The 18,207-nt window shown below is 71.5% G+C and carries 16 protein-coding genes and 2 pseudogenes; 8 read left to right on the forward strand and 10 right to left on the reverse strand.

Features of this window, described 5'->3' with window-relative positions; translation table 11 throughout:
• Positions 1 to 102: 102 nt before the first annotated feature.
• Genes hisN through OVA15_RS02005 form a run of 4 tightly spaced genes read right to left on the reverse strand, consistent with a single transcriptional unit; the run spans position 103 to position 4,190 of the window.
• Positions 103 to 894 (reverse strand): histidinol-phosphatase, encoded by a 792-nt coding sequence (gene hisN / locus OVA15_RS01990; RefSeq protein ID WP_268142762.1) that lies wholly within the window; start codon positions 892 to 894, stop codon positions 103 to 105.
• Positions 895 to 915: 21 nt separating this feature from the next.
• Entirely contained in the window at positions 916 to 2,025 is a 1,110-nt protein-coding gene (rsgA, locus tag OVA15_RS01995) for a ribosome small subunit-dependent GTPase A (RefSeq protein WP_268142763.1), read from the reverse strand.
• Positions 2,012 to 3,505, reverse strand: coding sequence for a 3-phosphoshikimate 1-carboxyvinyltransferase (gene aroA, locus OVA15_RS02000; protein WP_268142765.1), 1,494 nt, complete (start codon positions 3,503 to 3,505; stop codon positions 2,012 to 2,014). Before aroA ends, rsgA begins: the two co-directional genes overlap by 14 nt.
• 46 nt (positions 3,506 to 3,551) lie before the next feature.
• Positions 3,552 to 4,190, reverse strand: coding sequence for a DoxX family membrane protein (locus tag OVA15_RS02005; RefSeq protein ID WP_024290810.1), 639 nt, complete (start codon positions 4,188 to 4,190; stop codon positions 3,552 to 3,554).
• Positions 4,191 to 4,551: 361 nt separating this feature from the next.
• Here OVA15_RS02005 and OVA15_RS02010 point away from each other — a divergent pair, with 361 nt between their 5' ends.
• Together OVA15_RS02010 and rsrA are read left to right on the forward strand one after the other, a co-directional pair.
• A complete protein-coding gene (locus OVA15_RS02010; RefSeq protein WP_442786716.1) occupies positions 4,552 to 5,364 on the forward strand; it encodes a sigma-70 family RNA polymerase sigma factor in 813 nt (270 codons plus the stop codon).
• Positions 5,365 to 5,366: 2 nt separating this feature from the next.
• Complete coding sequence (rsrA, locus tag OVA15_RS02015) at positions 5,367 to 5,693, forward strand: mycothiol system anti-sigma-R factor (protein WP_006215243.1); 327 nt, start codon at positions 5,367 to 5,369, stop codon at positions 5,691 to 5,693.
• Between the two features lie 126 nt (positions 5,694 to 5,819).
• On the opposite strand, the gene OVA15_RS13360 is transcribed toward rsrA, so the two are convergent.
• The 3 genes from OVA15_RS13360 to OVA15_RS02025 all read right to left on the reverse strand — a co-directional run bounded on the left by OVA15_RS13360 (position 5,820) and on the right by OVA15_RS02025 (position 10,690).
• Entirely contained in the window at positions 5,820 to 5,894 is a 75-nt protein-coding gene (locus OVA15_RS13360) for a 50S ribosomal protein bL37 (RefSeq protein WP_014300525.1), read from the reverse strand.
• Positions 5,895 to 6,031: 137 nt separating this feature from the next.
• The gene (locus tag OVA15_RS02020) at positions 6,032 to 6,631 is read right to left on the reverse strand and encodes a GDSL-type esterase/lipase family protein (RefSeq protein WP_024290807.1); all 600 of its coding nucleotides are present in this window, start codon (positions 6,629 to 6,631) and stop codon (positions 6,032 to 6,034) included.
• 282 nt (positions 6,632 to 6,913) lie between these two features.
• Positions 6,914 to 10,690 (reverse strand): multifunctional oxoglutarate decarboxylase/oxoglutarate dehydrogenase thiamine pyrophosphate-binding subunit/dihydrolipoyllysine-residue succinyltransferase subunit, encoded by a 3,777-nt coding sequence (locus OVA15_RS02025; RefSeq protein WP_268142769.1) that lies wholly within the window; start codon positions 10,688 to 10,690, stop codon positions 6,914 to 6,916.
• A gap of 258 nt (positions 10,691 to 10,948) precedes the next feature.
• Here OVA15_RS02025 and OVA15_RS02030 point away from each other — a divergent pair.
• From OVA15_RS02030 to OVA15_RS02045, 4 genes and pseudogenes are all read left to right on the forward strand, one after another.
• Positions 10,949 to 12,430, forward strand: a pseudogene (locus OVA15_RS02030) (GuaB1 family IMP dehydrogenase-related protein).
• A 220-nt stretch (positions 12,431 to 12,650) separates the two neighbouring features.
• Positions 12,651 to 13,568: a metal ABC transporter solute-binding protein, Zn/Mn family gene (locus OVA15_RS02035; RefSeq protein ID WP_268142771.1), complete on the forward strand. Its 918-nt coding sequence runs from the start codon at positions 12,651 to 12,653 to the stop codon at positions 13,566 to 13,568.
• A complete protein-coding gene (locus OVA15_RS02040) occupies positions 13,565 to 14,455 on the forward strand; it encodes a metal ABC transporter ATP-binding protein (RefSeq protein WP_268142772.1) in 891 nt (296 codons plus the stop codon). The genes OVA15_RS02035 and OVA15_RS02040 overlap by 4 nt, the downstream gene beginning before the upstream one ends.
• Positions 14,434 to 15,411 carry a metal ABC transporter permease gene (locus OVA15_RS02045; protein ID WP_268142774.1) on the forward strand — a complete coding sequence of 326 codons (978 nt, stop codon included), beginning with the start codon at positions 14,434 to 14,436 and terminating at the stop codon, positions 15,409 to 15,411. Before OVA15_RS02040 ends, OVA15_RS02045 begins: the two co-directional genes overlap by 22 nt.
• Here OVA15_RS02045 and OVA15_RS13365 read toward each other — a convergent pair.
• The 3 genes and pseudogenes from OVA15_RS13365 to OVA15_RS02055 all read right to left on the reverse strand — a co-directional run bounded on the left by OVA15_RS13365 (position 15,333) and on the right by OVA15_RS02055 (position 16,781).
• Positions 15,333 to 15,800 carry a hypothetical protein gene (locus tag OVA15_RS13365; protein ID WP_442786743.1) on the reverse strand — a complete coding sequence of 156 codons (468 nt, stop codon included), beginning with the start codon at positions 15,798 to 15,800 and terminating at the stop codon, positions 15,333 to 15,335. The genes OVA15_RS02045 and OVA15_RS13365 overlap by 79 nt on opposite strands.
• Positions 15,801 to 15,868: 68 nt before the next feature.
• Positions 15,869 to 16,342: pseudogene (locus OVA15_RS13370) on the reverse strand (acylglycerol kinase family protein); the annotation flags it as partial.
• Positions 16,308 to 16,781: a Fur family transcriptional regulator gene (locus OVA15_RS02055; RefSeq protein WP_053447142.1), complete on the reverse strand. Its 474-nt coding sequence runs from the start codon at positions 16,779 to 16,781 to the stop codon at positions 16,308 to 16,310. The pseudogene OVA15_RS13370 and the gene OVA15_RS02055, both read right to left, overlap by 35 nt.
• 219 nt (positions 16,782 to 17,000) lie before the next feature.
• Here OVA15_RS02055 and OVA15_RS02060 point away from each other — a divergent pair, with 219 nt between their 5' ends.
• Both OVA15_RS02060 and OVA15_RS02065 read left to right on the forward strand, forming a co-directional pair.
• Entirely contained in the window at positions 17,001 to 17,675 is a 675-nt protein-coding gene (locus OVA15_RS02060; protein WP_268142777.1) for an MBL fold metallo-hydrolase, read from the forward strand.
• Positions 17,676 to 17,728: 53 nt separating this feature from the next.
• A complete protein-coding gene (locus OVA15_RS02065) occupies positions 17,729 to 18,157 on the forward strand; it encodes an HIT family protein (protein ID WP_268142779.1) in 429 nt (142 codons plus the stop codon).
• Positions 18,158 to 18,207 lie beyond the last annotated feature (50 nt).

The following is an 18,207-nucleotide window of genomic DNA, read 5'->3' on the forward strand; positions in this document are numbered from 1 at the left end:
CGCGGGCTGAGCCCAGCGGCAAGCACCCACCAGGGCATGCAGGAGGGGCCGAGGCATGATGCCTCGGCCCCTCCTGCATGCCCTCCTGGAAGGCGCAGGGGATCAGTCCCCGATCAGCTCGAGCGCCTGGTCGTGCAGCAGTCCATTGCTGGCCACGGCGTTGCCGCTGAACGGGCCGGGGGCCCCGTCGAGGCCGGTGAAGCGCCCGCCGGCCTCCTCCACGATCGGGACCAGCGCGGCCATGTCGTACAGGTTCAGCTCCGGCTCGGCCGCCAGGTCCACGGTGCCCTCGGCCACCAGGCAGTAGGACCAGAAGTCGCCATAGGCGCGGGTGCGCCAGACGCGGTCCGTGAGCTCCAGGAAGTCGTCGCGGCGCCCACGGTCCTTCCACCCGCTGAGCGAGGAGTAGGACAGCGAGGCGTCCTCGAGCCGACCCACCGACGAGACGCTGAGCCGCTCGGCCTTGGCCAGGGAGCGTCCCGCCCAGGCACCGGTGCCTGCGCCTGCCCACCAGCGCCGCTGCAGAGCCGGGGCGGAGACCAGCCCCACCACGGGGACTCCGTCGTCGATCATGGCGATCAGCGTGGCCCACACGGGCACGCCGCGCACGAAGTTCTTGGTGCCGTCGATCGGGTCCACGACCCACTGCCGGGACCCGGAGCCGGTGGTGCCGAACTCCTCGCCGAGCACGGAGTCCCGATTCCGGACCCGGGCCAGCTGCGCCCGGATGAGCTGCTCGGCGTCGCGATCGGCGTCGGTCACCGGGGTGAGATCGGGCTTGGTCTCGACCTGCAGCTCCTGAGAGCGGAACCGCGCCATGGTGAGCGAGTCGACGGTGTCGGCGAGCACGTGGGCGAGGCGGAGGTCGTCCGTGTAGGAACCGTGAGGGCGCATGCGCTCCAGGCTAGCGGAGGCTCAGGCCCCCAGGGTCTTGGACTCGGCCTCCTGCTCGTGTCCGGAGCTCAGCAGGCGCCGCAGCGACTCCAGGCGCTCGGGGCCCGCCTGACCTGCGCGTCCCTGTGCGACCCACTCGTCGAGGGCGCAGCCGGGCGCCTCGGCCAGGTGCGTGCAGCCCTTGGGGCACTCGGCGATCGCCGGGCCCAGCTCGTCGAAGGCCTCGACGATCCGATCGGGCTCCACATGCGCCAGGCCGAAGGAGCGCACACCGGGGGTGTCGATGATCCACGTGCCGGCGGGGGAGTCGGGGACCCGCAGCGCCAGCGCCGAGGACGAGGTGTGCCGACCGCGACCGGTCACGGCGTTGACGCCGCCCGTGGCCCGCTGTGCGCCGGTCAGGGCGTTGACGAGCGTGGACTTGCCGACGCCGGAGTGGCCGAGCATCACGGAGACGCTGCCCAGCAGCCTCTCGCGCAGCGCGTCGACCAGCTGCTGATCCAGCGGCAGCGAGTCCTCCTCGGCCGCTGCCGCGCCATCGCCGGCGGCTCCGGAGGTCAGCACGGACAGCTCGAGCGCCCGGTAGTGCTCGATGAGCCACGACGGGTCCTGCAGATCCGTCTTGGTGATGATCAGCAGCGGCTCGATGCCGGCGTCGTAGGCGGCGACCAGGGAGCGGTCGATGAAGCCCGTGCGCGGCTCCGGATCCGCGGCCGCCACCACGATCACCAGACGGTCGGCATTGGCCACGACCACACGCTCGACGGGATCGGTGTCATCGGCGCTGCGGCGCAGCAGCGTGGTGCGCGGCTCGAGGCGCACCAGCCGGGCCAAGGTGTCCGGGCGTCCGGAGACGTCCCCGACGAGGCCGACCCTGTCACCGGCCACGATGGGGGTGCGGCGCAGCTGCTTGGCGCGCACCGCGGTGACCAGGCGCTCGTCGTCCGAGGACTCGTCGACGACAGCGGTGAACCGACCGCGGTCCACCGCGACGATCCGCCCGATCACGGCGTCCTCGTAGGCGGGCCGCTCCTTGGTGCGCGGCCGGGAGCCCTTCTTGTTGGCCCGGACGCGGACGTCCGACTCGTCCAGCTCGTCCCAGGACGATGCCCCGCGATCAGCGCGCGCCATGGCTGTCTGAGCGCTGGGGAACGGGGGAGGACCCGGGATGGACGGGCACGGCACCGGTGTCCAGCGCCGAGTCGGTGGCCATCTGATTCCACAGCTGCGGGAACTGCGGCAGGGTCTTGGCGGTCGTGGCGATGTCCTCGACCTGCACCCCGTCCAGGACCAGTCCGATCACGGCGGCGGCCGTGGCCATGCGGTGGTCCTCGTAGGAGCGCATGACGGCCGGGTGCAGCTGCCCCGGCTCGATCCGCAGGCCGTCGGCGGTCTCCTCGGCGCGGCCGCCGATCCGACGGATCTCCGTGACCAGGGCGGCCAGACGGTCGGTCTCATGCCCGCGGAGGTGGGCGATCCCGCGAAGCACCGACGGCGAGTCGGCCACCGCGCAGATCGCCGCGACGGTCGGTGCGAGCTCCCCGGCCTGGCTGAGATCGAGGTCCACGCCGTGCGGCGGCTTGGAGGCGCTGACGGTGAAGGTCCCGTGCTGGCCGTCGGCCTCCGGCTCCAGGCCCACCTGCGCCCCGAAGGCGGGGAGGATCTGCTGCCAGTGGGCTCCGCCCTGAGTGGTGCGCAACGGCCAGCGGGGGATCGAGACGGTGCCGCCCGAGACGACGGCCGCGGCCAGGAACGGCCCGGCATTGGACAGGTCCTGCTCGATGCTCAGATCGACGGCCTGCACGGTCCCGGGGGACACCGACCAGGCGGCGGGCTCGGAGCCCTCGACGCGCACACCGGCCTCCCGCAGGGTCTGCAGCGTCATCTCCACGTGGGGCAGGGACGGCACGCCTGCGCCGTCAGCGCCCACGTGGCGCAGCTGCAGGCCGTGCTCGAAGCGGGCGGCCACCAGCAGCAGCGCCGAGACGAACTGGGACGACTCGGAGGCGTCGATGCTCAGCTGCCCGCCGGGCAGGGCACCGCGGCCGATGACGGCGAAGGGCAGGCGCCCGGGCTCGCCGAGCTCCTGGACCTCCACCCCGAGCCCGCGCAGGGCCTCGATGACCGGCCCCATGGGTCGGCGCTCGGCGGCGGCGTCCCCGTGGAACTCGGTGCGACCGGGCACCAGGGCCGCCAGGGCCGGCACGAAGCGCATGACGGTGCCGGCCAGCCCGCACTCGATCCGCCGCTCGGTCGCCGTTCCGGCGGCATCCTCAGCGGCCGCCTGCGTCCGCAGGTGCTCGAACGGGATGGGGGTGACGAGCCAGTCGTCGCCGAAGTCTCCGTGGCCCGGGACGTCCTCCACCCGGGCGCCGAGCTCGCGCAGGGCCTGGGCCATGAGCTCGGTGTCCCGGGAGCGCAGCGGAGCCCTCAGGCGCGACGGGGCATCGGCCACGGCGGCCAGCAGCAGCCAGCGGTTGGTCAGCGACTTGGACCCGGGGACGGTGAGGGAGGCCTGGACGGGACGGGAGCCGAGGAAAGGAGCCGGCCACAGCGACGTGGCTGCGACCGGCTCCTGGTGCTCGGGCTCCTCCGGGAGATCGCGGGTCACGCAGTGCTCCGTTCGGGGTTCGACGAGGTGGTTCGGCGAAGGGCGCTCAGCGCTTCTTCTGTGCCTTCTTGGCGGCCTTCTGCGCCTGCTTGATGCGCTCGGCCGAGCGCTTCTGCGCCTGCTCGGCAGCCTTCTTGGCCGCCTTGCGGGAGCCGCGGGTGGACTTCTCAGCGGACTTCTGGGCCTGCTCGAGGCGCTTGGAGGCATCGGCGGCGAAGCTGCTGGAGGACTTGGTGGCCGCATCCACGAAGTGCTTGGCGCGCCAGGCCAGCGACGGACGGCCGTTGGTGTCCACGGTGGCCAGCATGGTGGCGCCGATCAGCGACACGTTCTTCAGACCGGAGTTGCGGCGAGCGGCCTTCTGCTCCTTGGAGCCGTGCTCGGCGGCCTGGAAGTCCAGGTAGGCGTTGAGGCTGGTGGTCACGACCAGCACGGAGGCGGCGGCGCGGGGGAACTTGCCCAGGCCGTAGGCCACCCCGGCGGTGACCTGCGCGGCGGCAAGGCCCTGGGCCACGACGGCGCTGTTGGACACGGCGGGCTTGGCCTGCGGGACGGCGCGCTCGACCCCGGACAGGACGGGGGCCAGGTGCTCGGCCGAGCGGGACGAGTTGCGGAAGGCGTCGACGCCGTTGACCACGAAGCCGGTGGCCAGCAGCGGGCGGGCGATGATGCGGACGATGCTCATAAGGGGTCCTCCTGGATGTACTGGCGGTCCGGCGTGCGCGGACCGGTGGCCCTTCTTACCGGCCATCCTAACCAGGCTGTCGGACGCCGCACCGGCGCTGGCCCGAGGTGTCGGGACGGCGTCACGATCCGGCGGCCGGAAGGGGCTGCCTGCACAGCGCTTCACCTGCGCCGCGCGGAGGTCCGGGAGGTCGCGGCCGCGACCCGGCGGAATAGACAGGCCCCGCCGACCGTTGCGAGTTGTCGACGCACCGGGAGGCAGACAGACCCTGCCGGACCCGACAGGACAGGAAAGGAGGGACATGGCGCTGACAGCGACCCGCACGGCCGCGACTGCTCCGGCCCGCCTAGACTTGTCCGCGATGAGCGAAGCAGATGACACCGCGGACCGGACCAAGCCGAGCGCGCAGGACGGCCCCGTCGAGACCGCGCCCGATGACGACCTGATGGCCGAGTCCGGCCCGGCTGCCCCTGAGGAGCAGCCCGTGGACCTCGAGACCGAGACCCCGGAGCAGCGTGCCGAGCGCTTCGAGCGCGAGGCCATGGTCTACGTCGACCAGCTCTACGCGGCGGCGCTGCGCATGGCGCGCAATGCCGCCGATGCCGAGGATCTCGTCCAGGAGGCCTACACCAAGGCGTTCTCGTCCTTCCACCAGTACCGCCCCGGCACGAACCTCAAGGCCTGGCTGTACCGGATCCTGACGAACACCTACATCAACCTGTACCGCAAGCGCCAGCGCGAGCCCAAGCAGGCGGACACCGAGACGGTCGAGGACTGGCAGCTGCACCGCGCGGAGCAGCACACCTCCGCCGGCCTGCGCTCGGCGGAGGTCGAGGCCCTCGACCACCTGCCCGACTCGGACGTCAAGCGCGCTCTGCAGGAGCTGCCGGAGGACTTCCGCATGGCGGTCTACCTCTCCGATGTGGAGGGCTTCGCCTACAAGGAGATCGCCGAGATCATGGGCACGCCGATCGGCACCGTGATGTCGCGGCTGCATCGTGGCCGTCGGCTCCTGCGCGAGATGCTCAGCGATTACGCGGCCGACCGGGGGATCGACACCACCAAGGGCGGTCGCCGCAAGTCCTCCGCCACGCAGAGCGCGGCCCCCGACACCAAGTCCGCCGCCAGGGCCCGGGCCGCCCAGCGCACCACCGACGAGAAGCAGAAGGACTGACCATGACCGATTCCCAGCGCGATGCTCACGACGACGGTGCTCCCTGCGGCTGCTCGCAGGCCCAGCTCGAGCGGATCCACGAGTACCTTGACGGCGCCCTGACCGTGGACGACGTCCGCGCCATCGCGGAGCACCTGGACGATTGCCCGGACTGCACGCACGAGCACGACCTCGAGCGGGAGATCCGCACCGCGGTGCGGCGATCCTGCGCGGAGACCGCCCCGGAGACCCTGCGGGCCTCGATCATGTCCCGCATCAACGAGGCCTGCGGCCGCACCGAGGCCGGTGCCCAGGCGGAGTCGGAGTCCGTCCGCCAGAGCACCCAGTGAGCACAGTCGCGGGAGAGCTGTCCCCGCGCGCATGACGAAGGCCCCGACCGGAGGAGCTCGAGGATCTTGAGCCGCCCTGGTCGGGGCCTTCGCTCACTGCTGTCCCAGTCCGGCCCGGGAACGGGCTCAGGAGTTGGGGCGCTTGCCGTGGTTCGCCTTGTTCTTGCGGCGGTCCTTGCGCTTGCGTCCACGCTTGCTCATGCGTGCCTCCTCGGTCGAGTGGTCGGGGATCCGACGGGGGCGGACGGCTCACAACCGCCCGCAGCCTTCCGCGGACATCCGCCCATTGTTCCACATCCGCGCATGCGGCGGGAACGAGGCGGCGCCCATCGCGCGGATCACTGCGGCTCGGGCAGATCCAGCCAGGAGTACCAGCCGCGGTGCAGCACGAGCCAGGCGATGAGGCCGTAGCCGGCCTGGCCGGGGCTGCCGTCGTTCGCCGAGAGGTCCTTGCGCCACTGCTCGTGGTGCTGCAGCGGATTGAAGGTGTCGACGTAGATGTGGTTGCGCCGAGTGACGACGTCCGCGAAGGCGGCCGAGAGATCGGCGATACGCCGGTTGCGATCCGGGTCCAGGGTGGGCGGTGGGCCCACCACGAGCACCTTCACGTTGGACTGCGCCGCGGTGTCGACCATGTTGGCCATGTGCAGGCGCGAGCGCGCCGTGGTGATGGCCAGGTCGACGTCGCGCGTGGACGGGGCGATCACCAGGCGGTTGTCCGCACCGGCGGCGAAGCGGAGGGAGGCCTCGCCGAACCAGCGGTCGTTGAGCGCCTCGCTGCCCTCGCCGGGGGCGGCGAGGACGTAGGAGGAGATCGGGACCACGTCATGGGGCGTGCGAGCCAGCACACGGCCGTACCAGCCAAGCGCCCGGGGGTCTCCGGCGCCGGCCAGCAGCTCGTCGCCGACCGCGACCATTCTGATCCTGCGTTGCTCCACGGGGTTCCTCTTCTTGATGTTCAGCACGGATGGTGGGCGGTGCGGTCCGGGCCTCGGGGGAGGGCCTCGATCGGGCCGCCGGTGACTCAGGCACCCGTCTCATGCAGCCTGTGCCGCCGCTGTGGCAACGGTACATCCTGCGGGGCCGCGCACGGGCACCGTGCGGGACATGGGACGACGGGTGACGCCTGGTCGTGACGACGGCGCCCGGCCCTCCTGCCGCCGCAGCGGGAGGCGGACCGGGCGCCGTCGTCAGGTGCACCCTGGGGCGCGGCGATCGGCTCAGCGGCCCTCGAAGAGCTCCTCGATGAGGGTCTCGAGCTCGAGGGAGTGGCGCTTGGCCGAGCCTGCTGCCGGGGAGGCCGAGGCCGGGCGTGAGACCAGCGAGACGCGGCGGTCGAGCTCCGGGACCAGGTTGACGGCCATGAAGGGCCACGGGCCCTGGTTGGCCGGCTCGTCCTGCGCCCACACGACCTCGGCGTTCGGGTACTTGGCCAGCTCCGCGCGGATCTCCTCGCTCGGCAGCGGGTAGAGCTGCTCGACGCGCACGATGGCGGTGCTGCGATCGTCGCTCTTCTCGCGGTGCGCGGCGAGGTCGTAGTACAGGCGGCCGGAGACGAGCACCACGCGGGTGACCTTCTCGGCATCCAGACCGGCCTGGTCCTCGATCACCGGGCGGAACGTGCCCGAGGTGAAGTCCTCGACCTGCGAGCTGGCGGCCTTCAGCCGCAGCAGCTGCTTGGGGGCGGCCACGATCAGCGGCTTGCGCGGACGGGCGTAGGCCTGACGACGCAGCATGTGGAAGTGGTTCGCCGGGGTCGACGGCTGCGCCACGATCATGTTGCGCTCGGCGCACAGCGCGAGGAAGCGCTCGATGCGGGCCGAGGAGTGGTCCGGGCCCTGACCCTCGTAGCCGTGCGGCAGCAGCATGACCAGCGACGAGCGCTGGCCCCACTTCTGCTCGGCCGAGGAGACGAACTCGTCCACGATCGTCTGGGCGCCGTTGATGAAGTCGCCGAACTGCGCCTCCCACACGGTCAGGGCGTCCGGGCGCTCGACGGAGTAGCCGTACTCGAAGCCGAGCACGCCGTACTCGGAGAGCAGCGAGTTGTAGATCGCCAGCGTCTCCTGGTCATCGACCAGGCCGTTGATCGGGATCCACGGCTTGCCGGTCTCGTTGTCGAAGAGCACCGCGTGGCGCTGGGTGAACGTGCCGCGCTGGACGTCCTGGCCCGACATCCGCACCGGGATGCCCTCCATCAGCAGGGAGCCGAAGGCCATGATCTCGCCCATGCCCCAGTCGATGCCGCCGTCGACGGTCATCTTGGCGCGGCGCTCGAGCAGCTTGGTGAGCTTGCGGTGGACCGTGAAGTCCTCCGGCGACTCGAGGTGGGCCTGCCCGATACGACGGGCGGTGTCCACGGAGATGGCGGTCGAGCGGGGGATGGAGATCCCGGAATCGGCCTGCTGGGCCGAGGGGCGCTCGATGTTCGAGATCGCGGCGGCATCGCCGGTGACCAGCGGGGCCTCGGAGGTCTGGGCCTCGTGGGTCTCGGTGAACACCCGCTCCAGGCGCTCCTGGTAGTCCTTGAGCGCGCGATCGGCCTCGTCCTGGCTGATGTCGCCGCGGCCCACGAGGTTCTCGGTGTAGACCCGGCGCGTGGAGCGCTTCTGATCGATCATGTCGTACATCACCGGCTGGGTCATCGAGGGGTCATCGCCCTCGTTGTGACCGCGGCGGCGGTAGCAGATCAGGTCGATCACGACGTCCTTGTGGAAGCGCTCGCGGTACTCGAAGGCCATCTGGCCCACGTGGGTGACGGCCTCGGGGTCATCGGCGTTGACGTGGAAGGTCGGCACCTGCACGGCGCGGGCGACGTCCGTGGCGTAGGTCGAGGTGCGACCGGCCTCCGGACCGGTGGTGAACCCGATCTGGTTGTTCACCACGACGTGCACCGTGCCGCCCGTGGCGTAGGCGGGCAGCTCGGCCATCTGCATGACCTCGTAGACCACGCCCTGACCGGCCATGGCGGCATCGCCGTGGACCTGGATGGGCAGCACCGGGAAGGTGCCGTCGCCCTCGGGGCCTGCGCCCAGGACATCGGTCTTGGCGCGGGCGACGCCCTCGATCACCGGATCGGCGGCCTCGAGGTGCGACGGGTTGGCACCCAGGTAGACCTGGGTCTGGTTGCCGGCATCCGAGGTGAAGGTGCCCTCGGTGCCCAGGTGGTACTTGACGTCGCCGGAGCCCTCGGCGCGGGGATCCTGGCCGCCGTCGAACTCGCGGAAGACCTGGGCGTAGGACTTGCCGGCGATGTTCGTCAGCACGTTGAGGCGCCCGCGGTGGGCCATGGCGATGGCCACGCCGGCGAGGTTCTGATCGGCGGCATCGGAGATCACGGCGTCGAGCAGCGGGATCAGCGACTCGCCGCCCTCCAGCGAGAAGCGCTTCTGGCCGACGTACTTGGTCTGCAGGAAGGTCTCGAAGGCCTCGGCCGCGTTGAGGCGGCTGAGGATGCGGAACTGCTCCTCGCGCGAGGGCTTGGTGTAGCCCTTCTCCAGGCGCTCCTGGAAGAACTCGCGCTCCTGGGGGGCGTCCAGGTGCATGTACTCGACGCCGATCGTGCGGCAGTAGGCATCGCGCAGCAGGCCCAGGATGGTGCGCAGGGTCAGCATGCGCGCCCCGCCGAAGCCGCCGGTGGGCCACTCGCGGTCCAGGTCCCACAGCGACAGGCCGTAGGTGCGGATGTCCAGATCCGGGTGGGCGCGCTGTTCGTAGCCCAGCGGGTTGATGGCGGCCATCAGGTGGCCCCGGACGCGGTAGGCGTGGATCAGCTGCTGGATCCGGGCGACCTTGTTGACCTCGGTCTCCGGGTTCACCTGGTTGTCGGTGACCCAGCGCACGGGCTCGTAGGGGATCCTCAGCCCGTGGAAGACCTCGTCCCAGAACTCGTCGCCGAGCAGGTAGGACTCGATCAGCTTCAGGAACTCGCCGGAGCCGGCGCCCTGGATGACGCGGTGGTCGTAGGTCGAGGTCAGGGTGATGACCTTGGAGATCGCATTGCGCGCCAAGGTGCGGGGGGAGGAGCCGCGGAACTCGGCGGGGTAGTCCAGCGCGCCGACGCCCACGATCGTGGCCTGGCCCTTGGACAGGCGGGGCACGGAGTGCACGGTGCCGATGCCGCCGGGGTTGGTCAGCGAGACCGTGGTGCCGGCGTAGTCGTCCATGGTCAGCTCGCCCTTGCGGGCACGGCCGACCATGTCCTCGTAGGCATTCCAGAACTCGCGGAAGGTGAGGTCCTCGGCGCCCTTGATGTTGGGCACCACCAGGTTGCGCGAGCCGTCCTTGTTGGGCAGGTCGATCGCCAGGCCGAAGTTGACGTGCGCCGGGTGGATGGCCACCGGCTTGCCGTCCTGCTCCTCATAGGTGACGTTCATGGACGGCATCTTCTTCAGCGCCTTGATGACGGCGTAGCCGATCAGGTGCGTGAAGGAGACCTTGCCGCCGCGGTTGCGGGCCAGGTGGGAGTTGATGACGATGCGGTTGTCGATCAGCAGCTTGGCCGGCACCGCGCGCACGGTCGTGGCGGTGGGGACCGACAGGGAGGCCTCCATGTTGGCGGCCACGGCCTTGGCCGGCCCGCGCAGCTTCACCACCTTGTCCTGCGGCTCGTCCTGCGGCTGCTCTGCGGATCCTGCCGAGGTGGACTCCACTGGGGTGCTCTCCTGGGTGCTCTTGTTCGTGGTCTTCTGGGGGGCGGGCTTCGAGGCGGCGGCGCTCGGACCCTTCTGCTGCGCGGCGGAGGACGGCGCCGGCTTCTTCGCCGGTGCCTCCGCCTCTGCTGCGGACTCGTTCGTCGTGGCCTCTGCCGGGGGCTCCGGGGAAGCTGCCGCGCTGTCGCTGCCGGAGGATGCGGCGCGGTCCATGGCCTCGAACACCGGCCACCAGTCACGATCGACCGAGTCGCGATCCTTCCGGTAGCGCTCGTAGAGGTCCTCGACCAGCCACTCGTTGCCCGCGAACTCTTCCGGGATCAGATCTCGTGGTGTGCTTGGCACGTGCCTACGCCTCATTCTGTCGTCAGTATCGCCGCGGCCGCCGTCGGCCGCGCCTGAGGACCGCCCTGCCGGGTCCGGACCCTGAAGGGCGGCTCGTCGTCGAATCCGCCCGTTCCGACTCAGCCCGGGACGCGGCTGGAGGCGCTGCTCCCGGGTGCGGTCATATGCATCCAGAGTCTAGTAGGGCGAGTCGGCCAGGGCCAGCAGGGGCCGCGCCCGTGGCCCGCGCGGCTGAACGGCGGTCCTAGACTTCGGTGCGTGCGATTCCTCAACACCCCTGTCACGGATCTGACCTACGACGACGCCTTCCTGGTCCCGTCGTCCTCCGCGACCTCCTCGCGCTTCGACGTGGACCTGGCGGCGCCCGATCCGACCGGCTCCACGATCCCGCTGGTGGCCGCGAACATGACCGCGGTGACCGGCAAGCGGATGGTCGAGTCCATGGCCCGGCGCGGCGGCCTGGCAGTGCTGCCGCAGGACCTCCCGCTGGAGGTCGTGGCCCGGGAGACCGACTGGGTCAAGGCGCGTCCCCTGCGCTTCCTCTCGGCGCGCACCTTCCGCGCTGAGGACACCGTCCACGACGCCCGGACGCGACTGGGCGAGTACGCCCACGGCAGCGTGCTGGTCGTCGACGACGACGGTCGACTGCTCGGGCTCGTCCAGGAGCCGGACTGCCAGGAGGCGGACAGCGGCGCCTCGCTGCGCTCGGTCATGCGCACGGACCTGCCGGCGATCCCGGAGCAGGACCTGGCCGTCGAGGGCATCGGTGCGGCCCCGTCGTCGCTGGTGCCGACCATGGCAGCCGTCAGCCGGCGCCTGGCGCAGTCCGGCACCGAGGTGGCCCCGGTGGTCTCCGCCGAGGGCATCGCGCTCGGCGTGATCACCTCCCAGACGGCTGTGCGCGCCACGATCTACGCGCCGAGCACGGATGCCGACGGACGGCTGAGGGTCGCCGCGGCCATCGGCATCAACGGCGATGTGGAGGGTCGGGCCCGAGCGCTCGTCTAGGCCGGCGTCGACGTGCTGGTGGTCGACACCGCTCACGGGCACCAGCGGAAGATGCTGCAGGCGCTGGAGACCGTGCGGACGGTGGCCGCCTCCCGCCCGATCGTGGCGGGCAACGTGGTCACGGCGGACGGCGTGCGCGACCTGCTGGGGGCCGGGGCGGACATCGTGAAGGTCGGTGTGGGCCCGGGGGCCATGTGCACGACCCGCATGATGACCGCCGTGGGGCGTCCCCAGCTGTCGGCCGTGCTCGAGTGCGCCGAGGCCGCCGCCGAGCTGGGCGGGTCCGTGTGGGCGGACGGCGGCGTGAAGCATCCCCGGGATGCCGCCCTGGCGCTGGCCGCGGGCGCCAGCCAGGTCATGGTGGGCTCCTGGTTCGCCGGAACCCACGAGAGCCCCGGGGAGCTGCGGCGAGCCGCCGACGGCCGCCTCTACAAGGAGAGCTTCGGCATGGCCTCCACGCGCGCCGTGCTGGCTCGGACCGAGGGGCTGGAGGCCTTCGAGCGCTCGCGCCGGGCCATGTTCGAGGAGGGCATCTCGAGCTCCAGGATGTACCTGGACCCGCGTCGCCCGGGGGTGGAGGACCTGATCGATCACCTCACCGCCGGGGTGCGCAGCTCCATGACCTACGCCGGAGCCTCGGATCTGCCGGAGTTTGCAGATCGCGCTGTGCTCGGCATCCAGAGCCGCTCGGGATATGAGGAGGGCCGCGCGCGCTCCGAGAGCTGGAGCTGAGTGCGAGAGCGGTCGGATCGCGCTCGGGCTGGGTCCGGGCGGCAGCATCTGCTACTGTCGGCGCCTAGATGAAAACGATTATCAATAAGAGCCGGCCCGGCGGGGCGGCCGACGAGCTTCCCGCCGCGGCCCGCGCAGGGCGGCCCGCGGGCGGCCTCGCCGCGGAAGCCGCTGCTCAGCGACCGGCCTCCTGGCTCTGGCCGCCGTCGGGGCCCTGGCGATGACCGGGTGCACCTCCGGCGATCAGGCTCGGGCAGCGGCGGACGACGAGACGCTGCGCGTCGTCGCCTCGACCTCCGTCTATGCCGACATGGCCCGGGAGATCGGCGGGGATGACGTCGAGGTCACGGCCATCATCGACTCCCCGGCCCAGGACCCCCACTCCTACGAGGCCACGCCGCTGGATGCCCTCACCGTGCGCGACGCCGACCTGGTGATCGTCAACGGCGGAGGCTACGACAGCTTCATGGACGGCCTGCTCGAGGGCTCCGAGGCCCGGGTGATCGACGCCGTCGAGGTCTCCGGCCTGGAGGCATCGGAGGAGGCTGACGACGAGCACGACCACGAGGAGCACAGCGAGGGCGAGAGCGCGCATGAGGCGCACTCCCACGACGGCCACGATCACGCCGCCTTCAACGAGCACGTCTGGTACGACCTGCCGTCCATGGAGCGCCTCAGCGGGGCCCTCGCCGACGGCATCGGCGAGCTGGCGCCGGAGGAGGCCTCCGAGGTGACCGAGCGCGGGCAGCAGTACGCGCACAGCCTCCACGAGCTGGGCGTGCGCGCCGAGGACCTGCACCTCGAGGGCTCCTTCCTGGCCACCGAGCCCGTCGCCGATCACCTGCTCGAGCGCGCCGGTCTCCACGACGCCACTCCCGAGCAGCTCACGGCCGCGGTAGAGAACGGGCTGGACATCCCGCCGCTGCTGTACCTGGAGGCCGAGGAGGCCCTGGAATCCGGGGAGGCGGACGTGCTCGCCTACAACGAGCACACCGCCAGCGGGCAGACCCAGCGGCTGCAGGACACCGCTGAGGAGACCGGGGCGGACGTCGTGTCCTTCACCGAGACCGTCCCGGAGGGCGTCACCTATCTGGAGTGGATGAGCGCGAACGTCGACCAGCTGGAGGAGATCCGATGAGCGCCGGCAGCACCGAGGCGGCACCCGTGGTGGAGTTCCGCCGGGCGAGCCTGTCCATGGGGCGGCGCACCCTGTGGTCCGGGCTGGACCTGCAGATCTCGCCGGGGGAGTACATCGCCGTGCTCGGCGGCAACGGCACGGGCAAGACCTCGCTGCTGCGGGTCCTGCTCGGCCTGCAGCCGCTGAGCGGCGGAGAGGTCCAGGTGCAGGGCCAGGCCCCGCGCCGCGGCTCCACCGGCATCGGCTATGTGCCCCAGCAGAGGGCCTTCGCCCGCGAGGTGCCCATGCGCGGCCGCGACCTGGTGGGCATGGGCCTGGACGGGCACCGCTGGGGGCCGCGCCTGCGCGGCCGCGCGTCCGCCCGGCGCCGGATCGACGAGGCCCTGCAGCGCGTGGGCGCCCTGGACTTCGCGGATGCCCCGGTCGGACTGCTCTCCGGAGGCGAGCAGCAGCGCCTGCGCATCGCCCAGGCCATGATCACCGACCCGGACCTGCTGCTGTTCGACGAGGCCCTGCTGTCGCTGGACCTGAGCAGGCAGCGCGACGTCGCCGGACTGGTGGCGCAGCAGAGCCGGCGCACCGGGGCGGCCGTCGTGTTCGTCACCCATGACGTGAACCCGATCATCGACGACGTCGACCGCGTGCTGTACCTGGCGAACGGCTCCTTCCGCATCGGCACTCCGGACGAGGTGCTGCGCACCGACGTGCTCTCCGAGCTCTACGGGACCCCGATCGAGGTCGTGCGCGCCGGCGGGCGGATCATCGTGGTCGGCGCCGAGCGCGAGCACGCCCACCATCTCGATTCGGACCCTTCAGCCCACGAGGGCGCTGCGGTCCGACCGCCCCACGACGAAGGGAGCCGTCCGTGGACGACGCCATCTCGCTGAGCACGTTGCTGGAGCAGGTCTTCGTCTTCGAGCGCTACGGCGAGGTCCTGGTCCTGCTGCAGAACTCCCTGTACGCCGGAGCCCTTGTGGGCCTGGTCGGCGGCATCATCGGCACGTTCGTGATGATGCGCGACCTGGCCTTCGCCGTCCACGGCGTCTCGGAGCTGTCCTTCGCCGGCGGGGCGATCGCCCTGCTGGCCGGGACCTCGATCGTGACCGGCTCGCTGCTGGGCTCGGTGATCGCAGCGCTGCTGATCGGTCTGCTGGGTGCCCGATCCCGGGCGGCCAACTCGGTGGTGGGAGTGCTCATGCCGTTCGGGCTGGGCCTGGGCATCCTGGCGCTGTCGCTCTACCAGGGGCGCAGCGCGAACCAGTTCGCGCTGCTGACGGGCCAGATCGTCTCGGTCTCCGAGATCCAGCTGGTCTCGATCGCGATCCTGTCGATCGTGGTCCTGGCGGGGCTGGGGCTGCTGTGGCGGCCGCTGAGCTTCGCCAGCCTGGATCCCGCGGTGGCCCAGGCGCGGGGGCTGCCGATCCGGGGGCTGTCGATCGTGTTCATGCTCCTGCTGGGCGTGGCCGTGGCGCTGTCGGTGCAGATCATCGGCGCCCTGCTGGTGCTGGCCCTGCTGGTGACCCCGGCCGCAGCGGCCATGAGCCTCACGGCCTCCCCAGGACGCGTGGTGGTGCTGTCCGTGGTCTTCGCCGAGGCGGCGATGCTCGGGGGGACGCTTCTGGCGCTGGGCGGATCGCTGCCGATCAGCCCGTACGTCACTACGATCTCGTTCCTGCTGTGGGGCATCGCCCGGCTGCTGGGGCGGCGCCGCCGGGCAAGCGGACGGCTTCCGCGCAGCGAGCCGCCCGCGGGGCAGCCGCAGGCTCAGAGCAGGACGGGCAGCGCCGCGGGTTCGATCGAGATGACGGCAGGGCCGGAGCCCACGGGCTCGCCGTCCGCGTAGATCGGGCCGGTGGCGTCGATCCGCGCGGACAGGGCCGCATCCATGCTGACCTCGGGCAGCTCGGTGTGCGCGGCGCGCATCAGGAGCGGGAACAGGCGAGCGACGCGGGTGCGCGGCATGGCCCGGACCTGGAAGATCTCCAAGACGCCGTCGAAGGCCTCCGCATGCGGGACGATCCGCAGACCGCCTCCGATCGAGGACGTGTTGGCCACGGAGAGCATGAGCAGGCGCCGCGCCGACAGCACGGTCCGCCCTCCCGGCTGCTCGATCTCCAGGGACGTGAACGGAGACGGGTAGCGCAGCACCTCCACCGGAAGAGCGGCCAGATAGCGGGACTCGCCGCGCGGCCAGCGCCAGGAGTTCGCCCGCTGAGCGACCGCGGCGTCGATGCCGCAGCAGGCGGCGGTCGCGTACCAGCGCCGGTTGCCGTCGGCGGCTCGATGCGCCCCAGATCCATGGACCGCGGGCCCTCGTCGAGACCGCGCAGCACCCGGCCGGCGGCTCGCTCCGGGTCGTTCTGCGGAACGCCCATGTGCCGAGCCAGGTCGTTGCCGGTGCCCGCCGGCACCAGCCCGAACGGGACCGGCTCCAGGCCCCGGTCGCTGCGCTGCCTGAGGACGTTGACCACGGTGTGGACCATGCCGTCCCCGCCCACGGCCATGACGGCGGCCATGGCCTCGCCCTCGGCGTCGGCCCGGGACAGCCTGCGCTGCAGGGATGCTCCCCACACCACGCCAGAGCGGTCGGTCGCGTCCTCCGGGGCGGTGCGGACGGTCTCGGTGCGGAAGCCTCGGTGCGCAGGATGGCCGCCGCGCGCCGGGCCGTGTCCGGGCCGCGGCGCCTCCGCGGATTGACCACCAGGAGGATCAGCGGCGCGGTCCGCGCCGAGGACCGGCTCATGCCGCACCCGGGGCGTCGTCGCCCTCGTCATCGCTCGAGTCCTCGGCCGGGGCCTGAGCGGAGCATCGGGCGCACAGCCCGACGATCTCGACGGTGTGGTCGACCTGCGTGAAGCCGTGATCCTGCGCGGTCTGCGAGGTCCAGCGCTCGATCTCCGGCGCCTGCAGCTCCACGGTCGCTCCGCACCGGCGGCAGACCAGATGGTGGTGATGCTGCTCGGCGGCGCACTGGCGGTAGATGGACTCGCCGTCCTGGCTGCGCAGGACGTCGACCTCCCCGGCCTCGGCCATGGACTGCAGGATCCGGTAGGTCGTGGGCAGGGAGACGGACTCGCCGCTCTCGCGCAGAGCTGCGTGCAGGTCCTGGGTGGAGATGAAGTCGGACTGCGCGCTCATGGCGGCCTGGACCGCGCGGCGCTGGCGGGTCACGCGCACGGCGGCGTGCGGCTGCTGAGCTGACGGCGTGGACAACGAAGGACCTCCTGAACACGATCGCACCCGTGCCTGGGGGACGGCGACCGGGGGGATCCTCCATGCTACTCGGGCGCGGCCCCGGGCCCGGTGCGGTGGACGCGGGGGACGGGGCCCTCGCGAGGTCGCAGCGGATCAGTAGGCTGGGAGCACAGCACCGGCCGCGCCGCGCAGCTAGCGGCGGAACCGCACGGTGCAGGCATCGCTGAGGAGTCCCACGTGAAGCTGACCAAGTACACCCATTCCTGCGTCCGCCTGGAGATCGACGGCACCGTGCTGGTGCTGGATCCTGGCAGCTTCTCCGAGGTCGAGCAGGCCATGGACGGGGCCGATCATCTGCTGATCACTCACACGCATCCCGATCACCTGGATCCCGAGCGCGTTCCGGCGCAGCTGCGGCAGATGCGCGATCTGCAGGTCTGGGCCCCGGGCTCGGTGGCCGCCGATCTGCGCGAGCAGCTCGGCGCGGACGCGACCGACCCGAAGGGAGGCGAGCGCATCCACGACGTCGATGCCGAGACCGAGCTCGATCTGTCGGGCGTGCGGGTGCGCACCTTCGGCGGGCAGCACGCGCTGATCCACCCGCTGATCCGCACGGTCGACAACGTCGGCTACCTCATCGAGGAGCGCGTCTACCATCCCGGGGACTCGCTGATCGTGCCGGACGGCATCACCCCGTCCACCGTGCTGGTCCCGCTGCACGCGCCGTGGTCCAAGATGGCGGAGGTCATCGACTTCCTCATCGCGGTCCGGGCCGAGAAGGCCTACCCCATCCACGACGCCCTGCTCTCGGACAACGGCTTCGGCATCGTGGAGAAGCAGGTCACGGCCTTCGCCGCCAAGTACGGCACCGACTACGAGCACCTGGACCCCGGCACGACCGTCGAGGCCTGAGCGCACCGCTCGCACAGCACACCCGGAGACACCCGCACACCCAGGAGGACGCAGTGACGACCATCTTCACCCGCATCATCGACGGCGAGATCCTCGGCCGATTCGTCTGGACGGACGACGAGTGCGTCGCCTTCCTCTCGGCGGATCCCCTGTCCACCGGGCACACCCTGGTGGTGCCCCGCCAGGAGATCGACCACTGGCTGGATCTCGACCCGGCGCTGGCCGGACACCTCATGCGCGTCAGCCAGGTCATCGGCCGAGCCCAGCGAGAGATCTTCGAGCCCCAGCGCGTGGGCCAGATGATCCAGGGCTTCGAGGTGCCGCATGTCCACATCCACGTGTGGCCCGTGTCCTCGACCGCGGACTTCGACTTCGCCAATGCGGATCACGATCCGGATCCGGCCGTGATGGACGACGCCGCTCAGCGCATCCGCGAGGGACTGCGCTCGGCCGGCCACGAGGCCCAGGTGCCGCAGGACTGAACCGGATGGGGCCCGCAGGACCCCGGCCGCCACGGCGCCTTGTCAGCAGG

Source organism: Kocuria sp. SL71, assembly GCF_026672465.1.
GTDB lineage: Bacteria > Actinomycetota > Actinomycetes > Actinomycetales > Micrococcaceae > Kocuria > Kocuria palustris.

What these genes read in the sequence shown, in the direction of transcription:
- hisN (WP_268142762.1), bottom strand. Translation starts at nt 894, where the DNA reads ATGCGCCCTCACGGTTCCTACACGGACGACCTCCGCCTCGCCCACGTG.
- rsgA (WP_268142763.1), bottom strand. Translation starts at nt 2,025, where the DNA reads ATGGCGCGCGCTGATCGCGGGGCATCGTCCTGGGACGAGCTGGACGAG.
- OVA15_RS02005 (WP_024290810.1), bottom strand. Translation starts at nt 4,190, where the DNA reads ATGAGCATCGTCCGCATCATCGCCCGCCCGCTGCTGGCCACCGGCTTC.
- OVA15_RS02010 (WP_442786716.1), top strand. Translation starts at nt 4,552, where the DNA reads ATGAGCGAAGCAGATGACACCGCGGACCGGACCAAGCCGAGCGCGCAG.
- rsrA (WP_006215243.1), top strand. Translation starts at nt 5,367, where the DNA reads ATGACCGATTCCCAGCGCGATGCTCACGACGACGGTGCTCCCTGCGGC.
- OVA15_RS02035 (WP_268142771.1), top strand. Translation starts at nt 12,651, where the DNA reads ATGACCGGGTGCACCTCCGGCGATCAGGCTCGGGCAGCGGCGGACGAC.
- OVA15_RS02040 (WP_268142772.1), top strand. Translation starts at nt 13,565, where the DNA reads ATGAGCGCCGGCAGCACCGAGGCGGCACCCGTGGTGGAGTTCCGCCGG.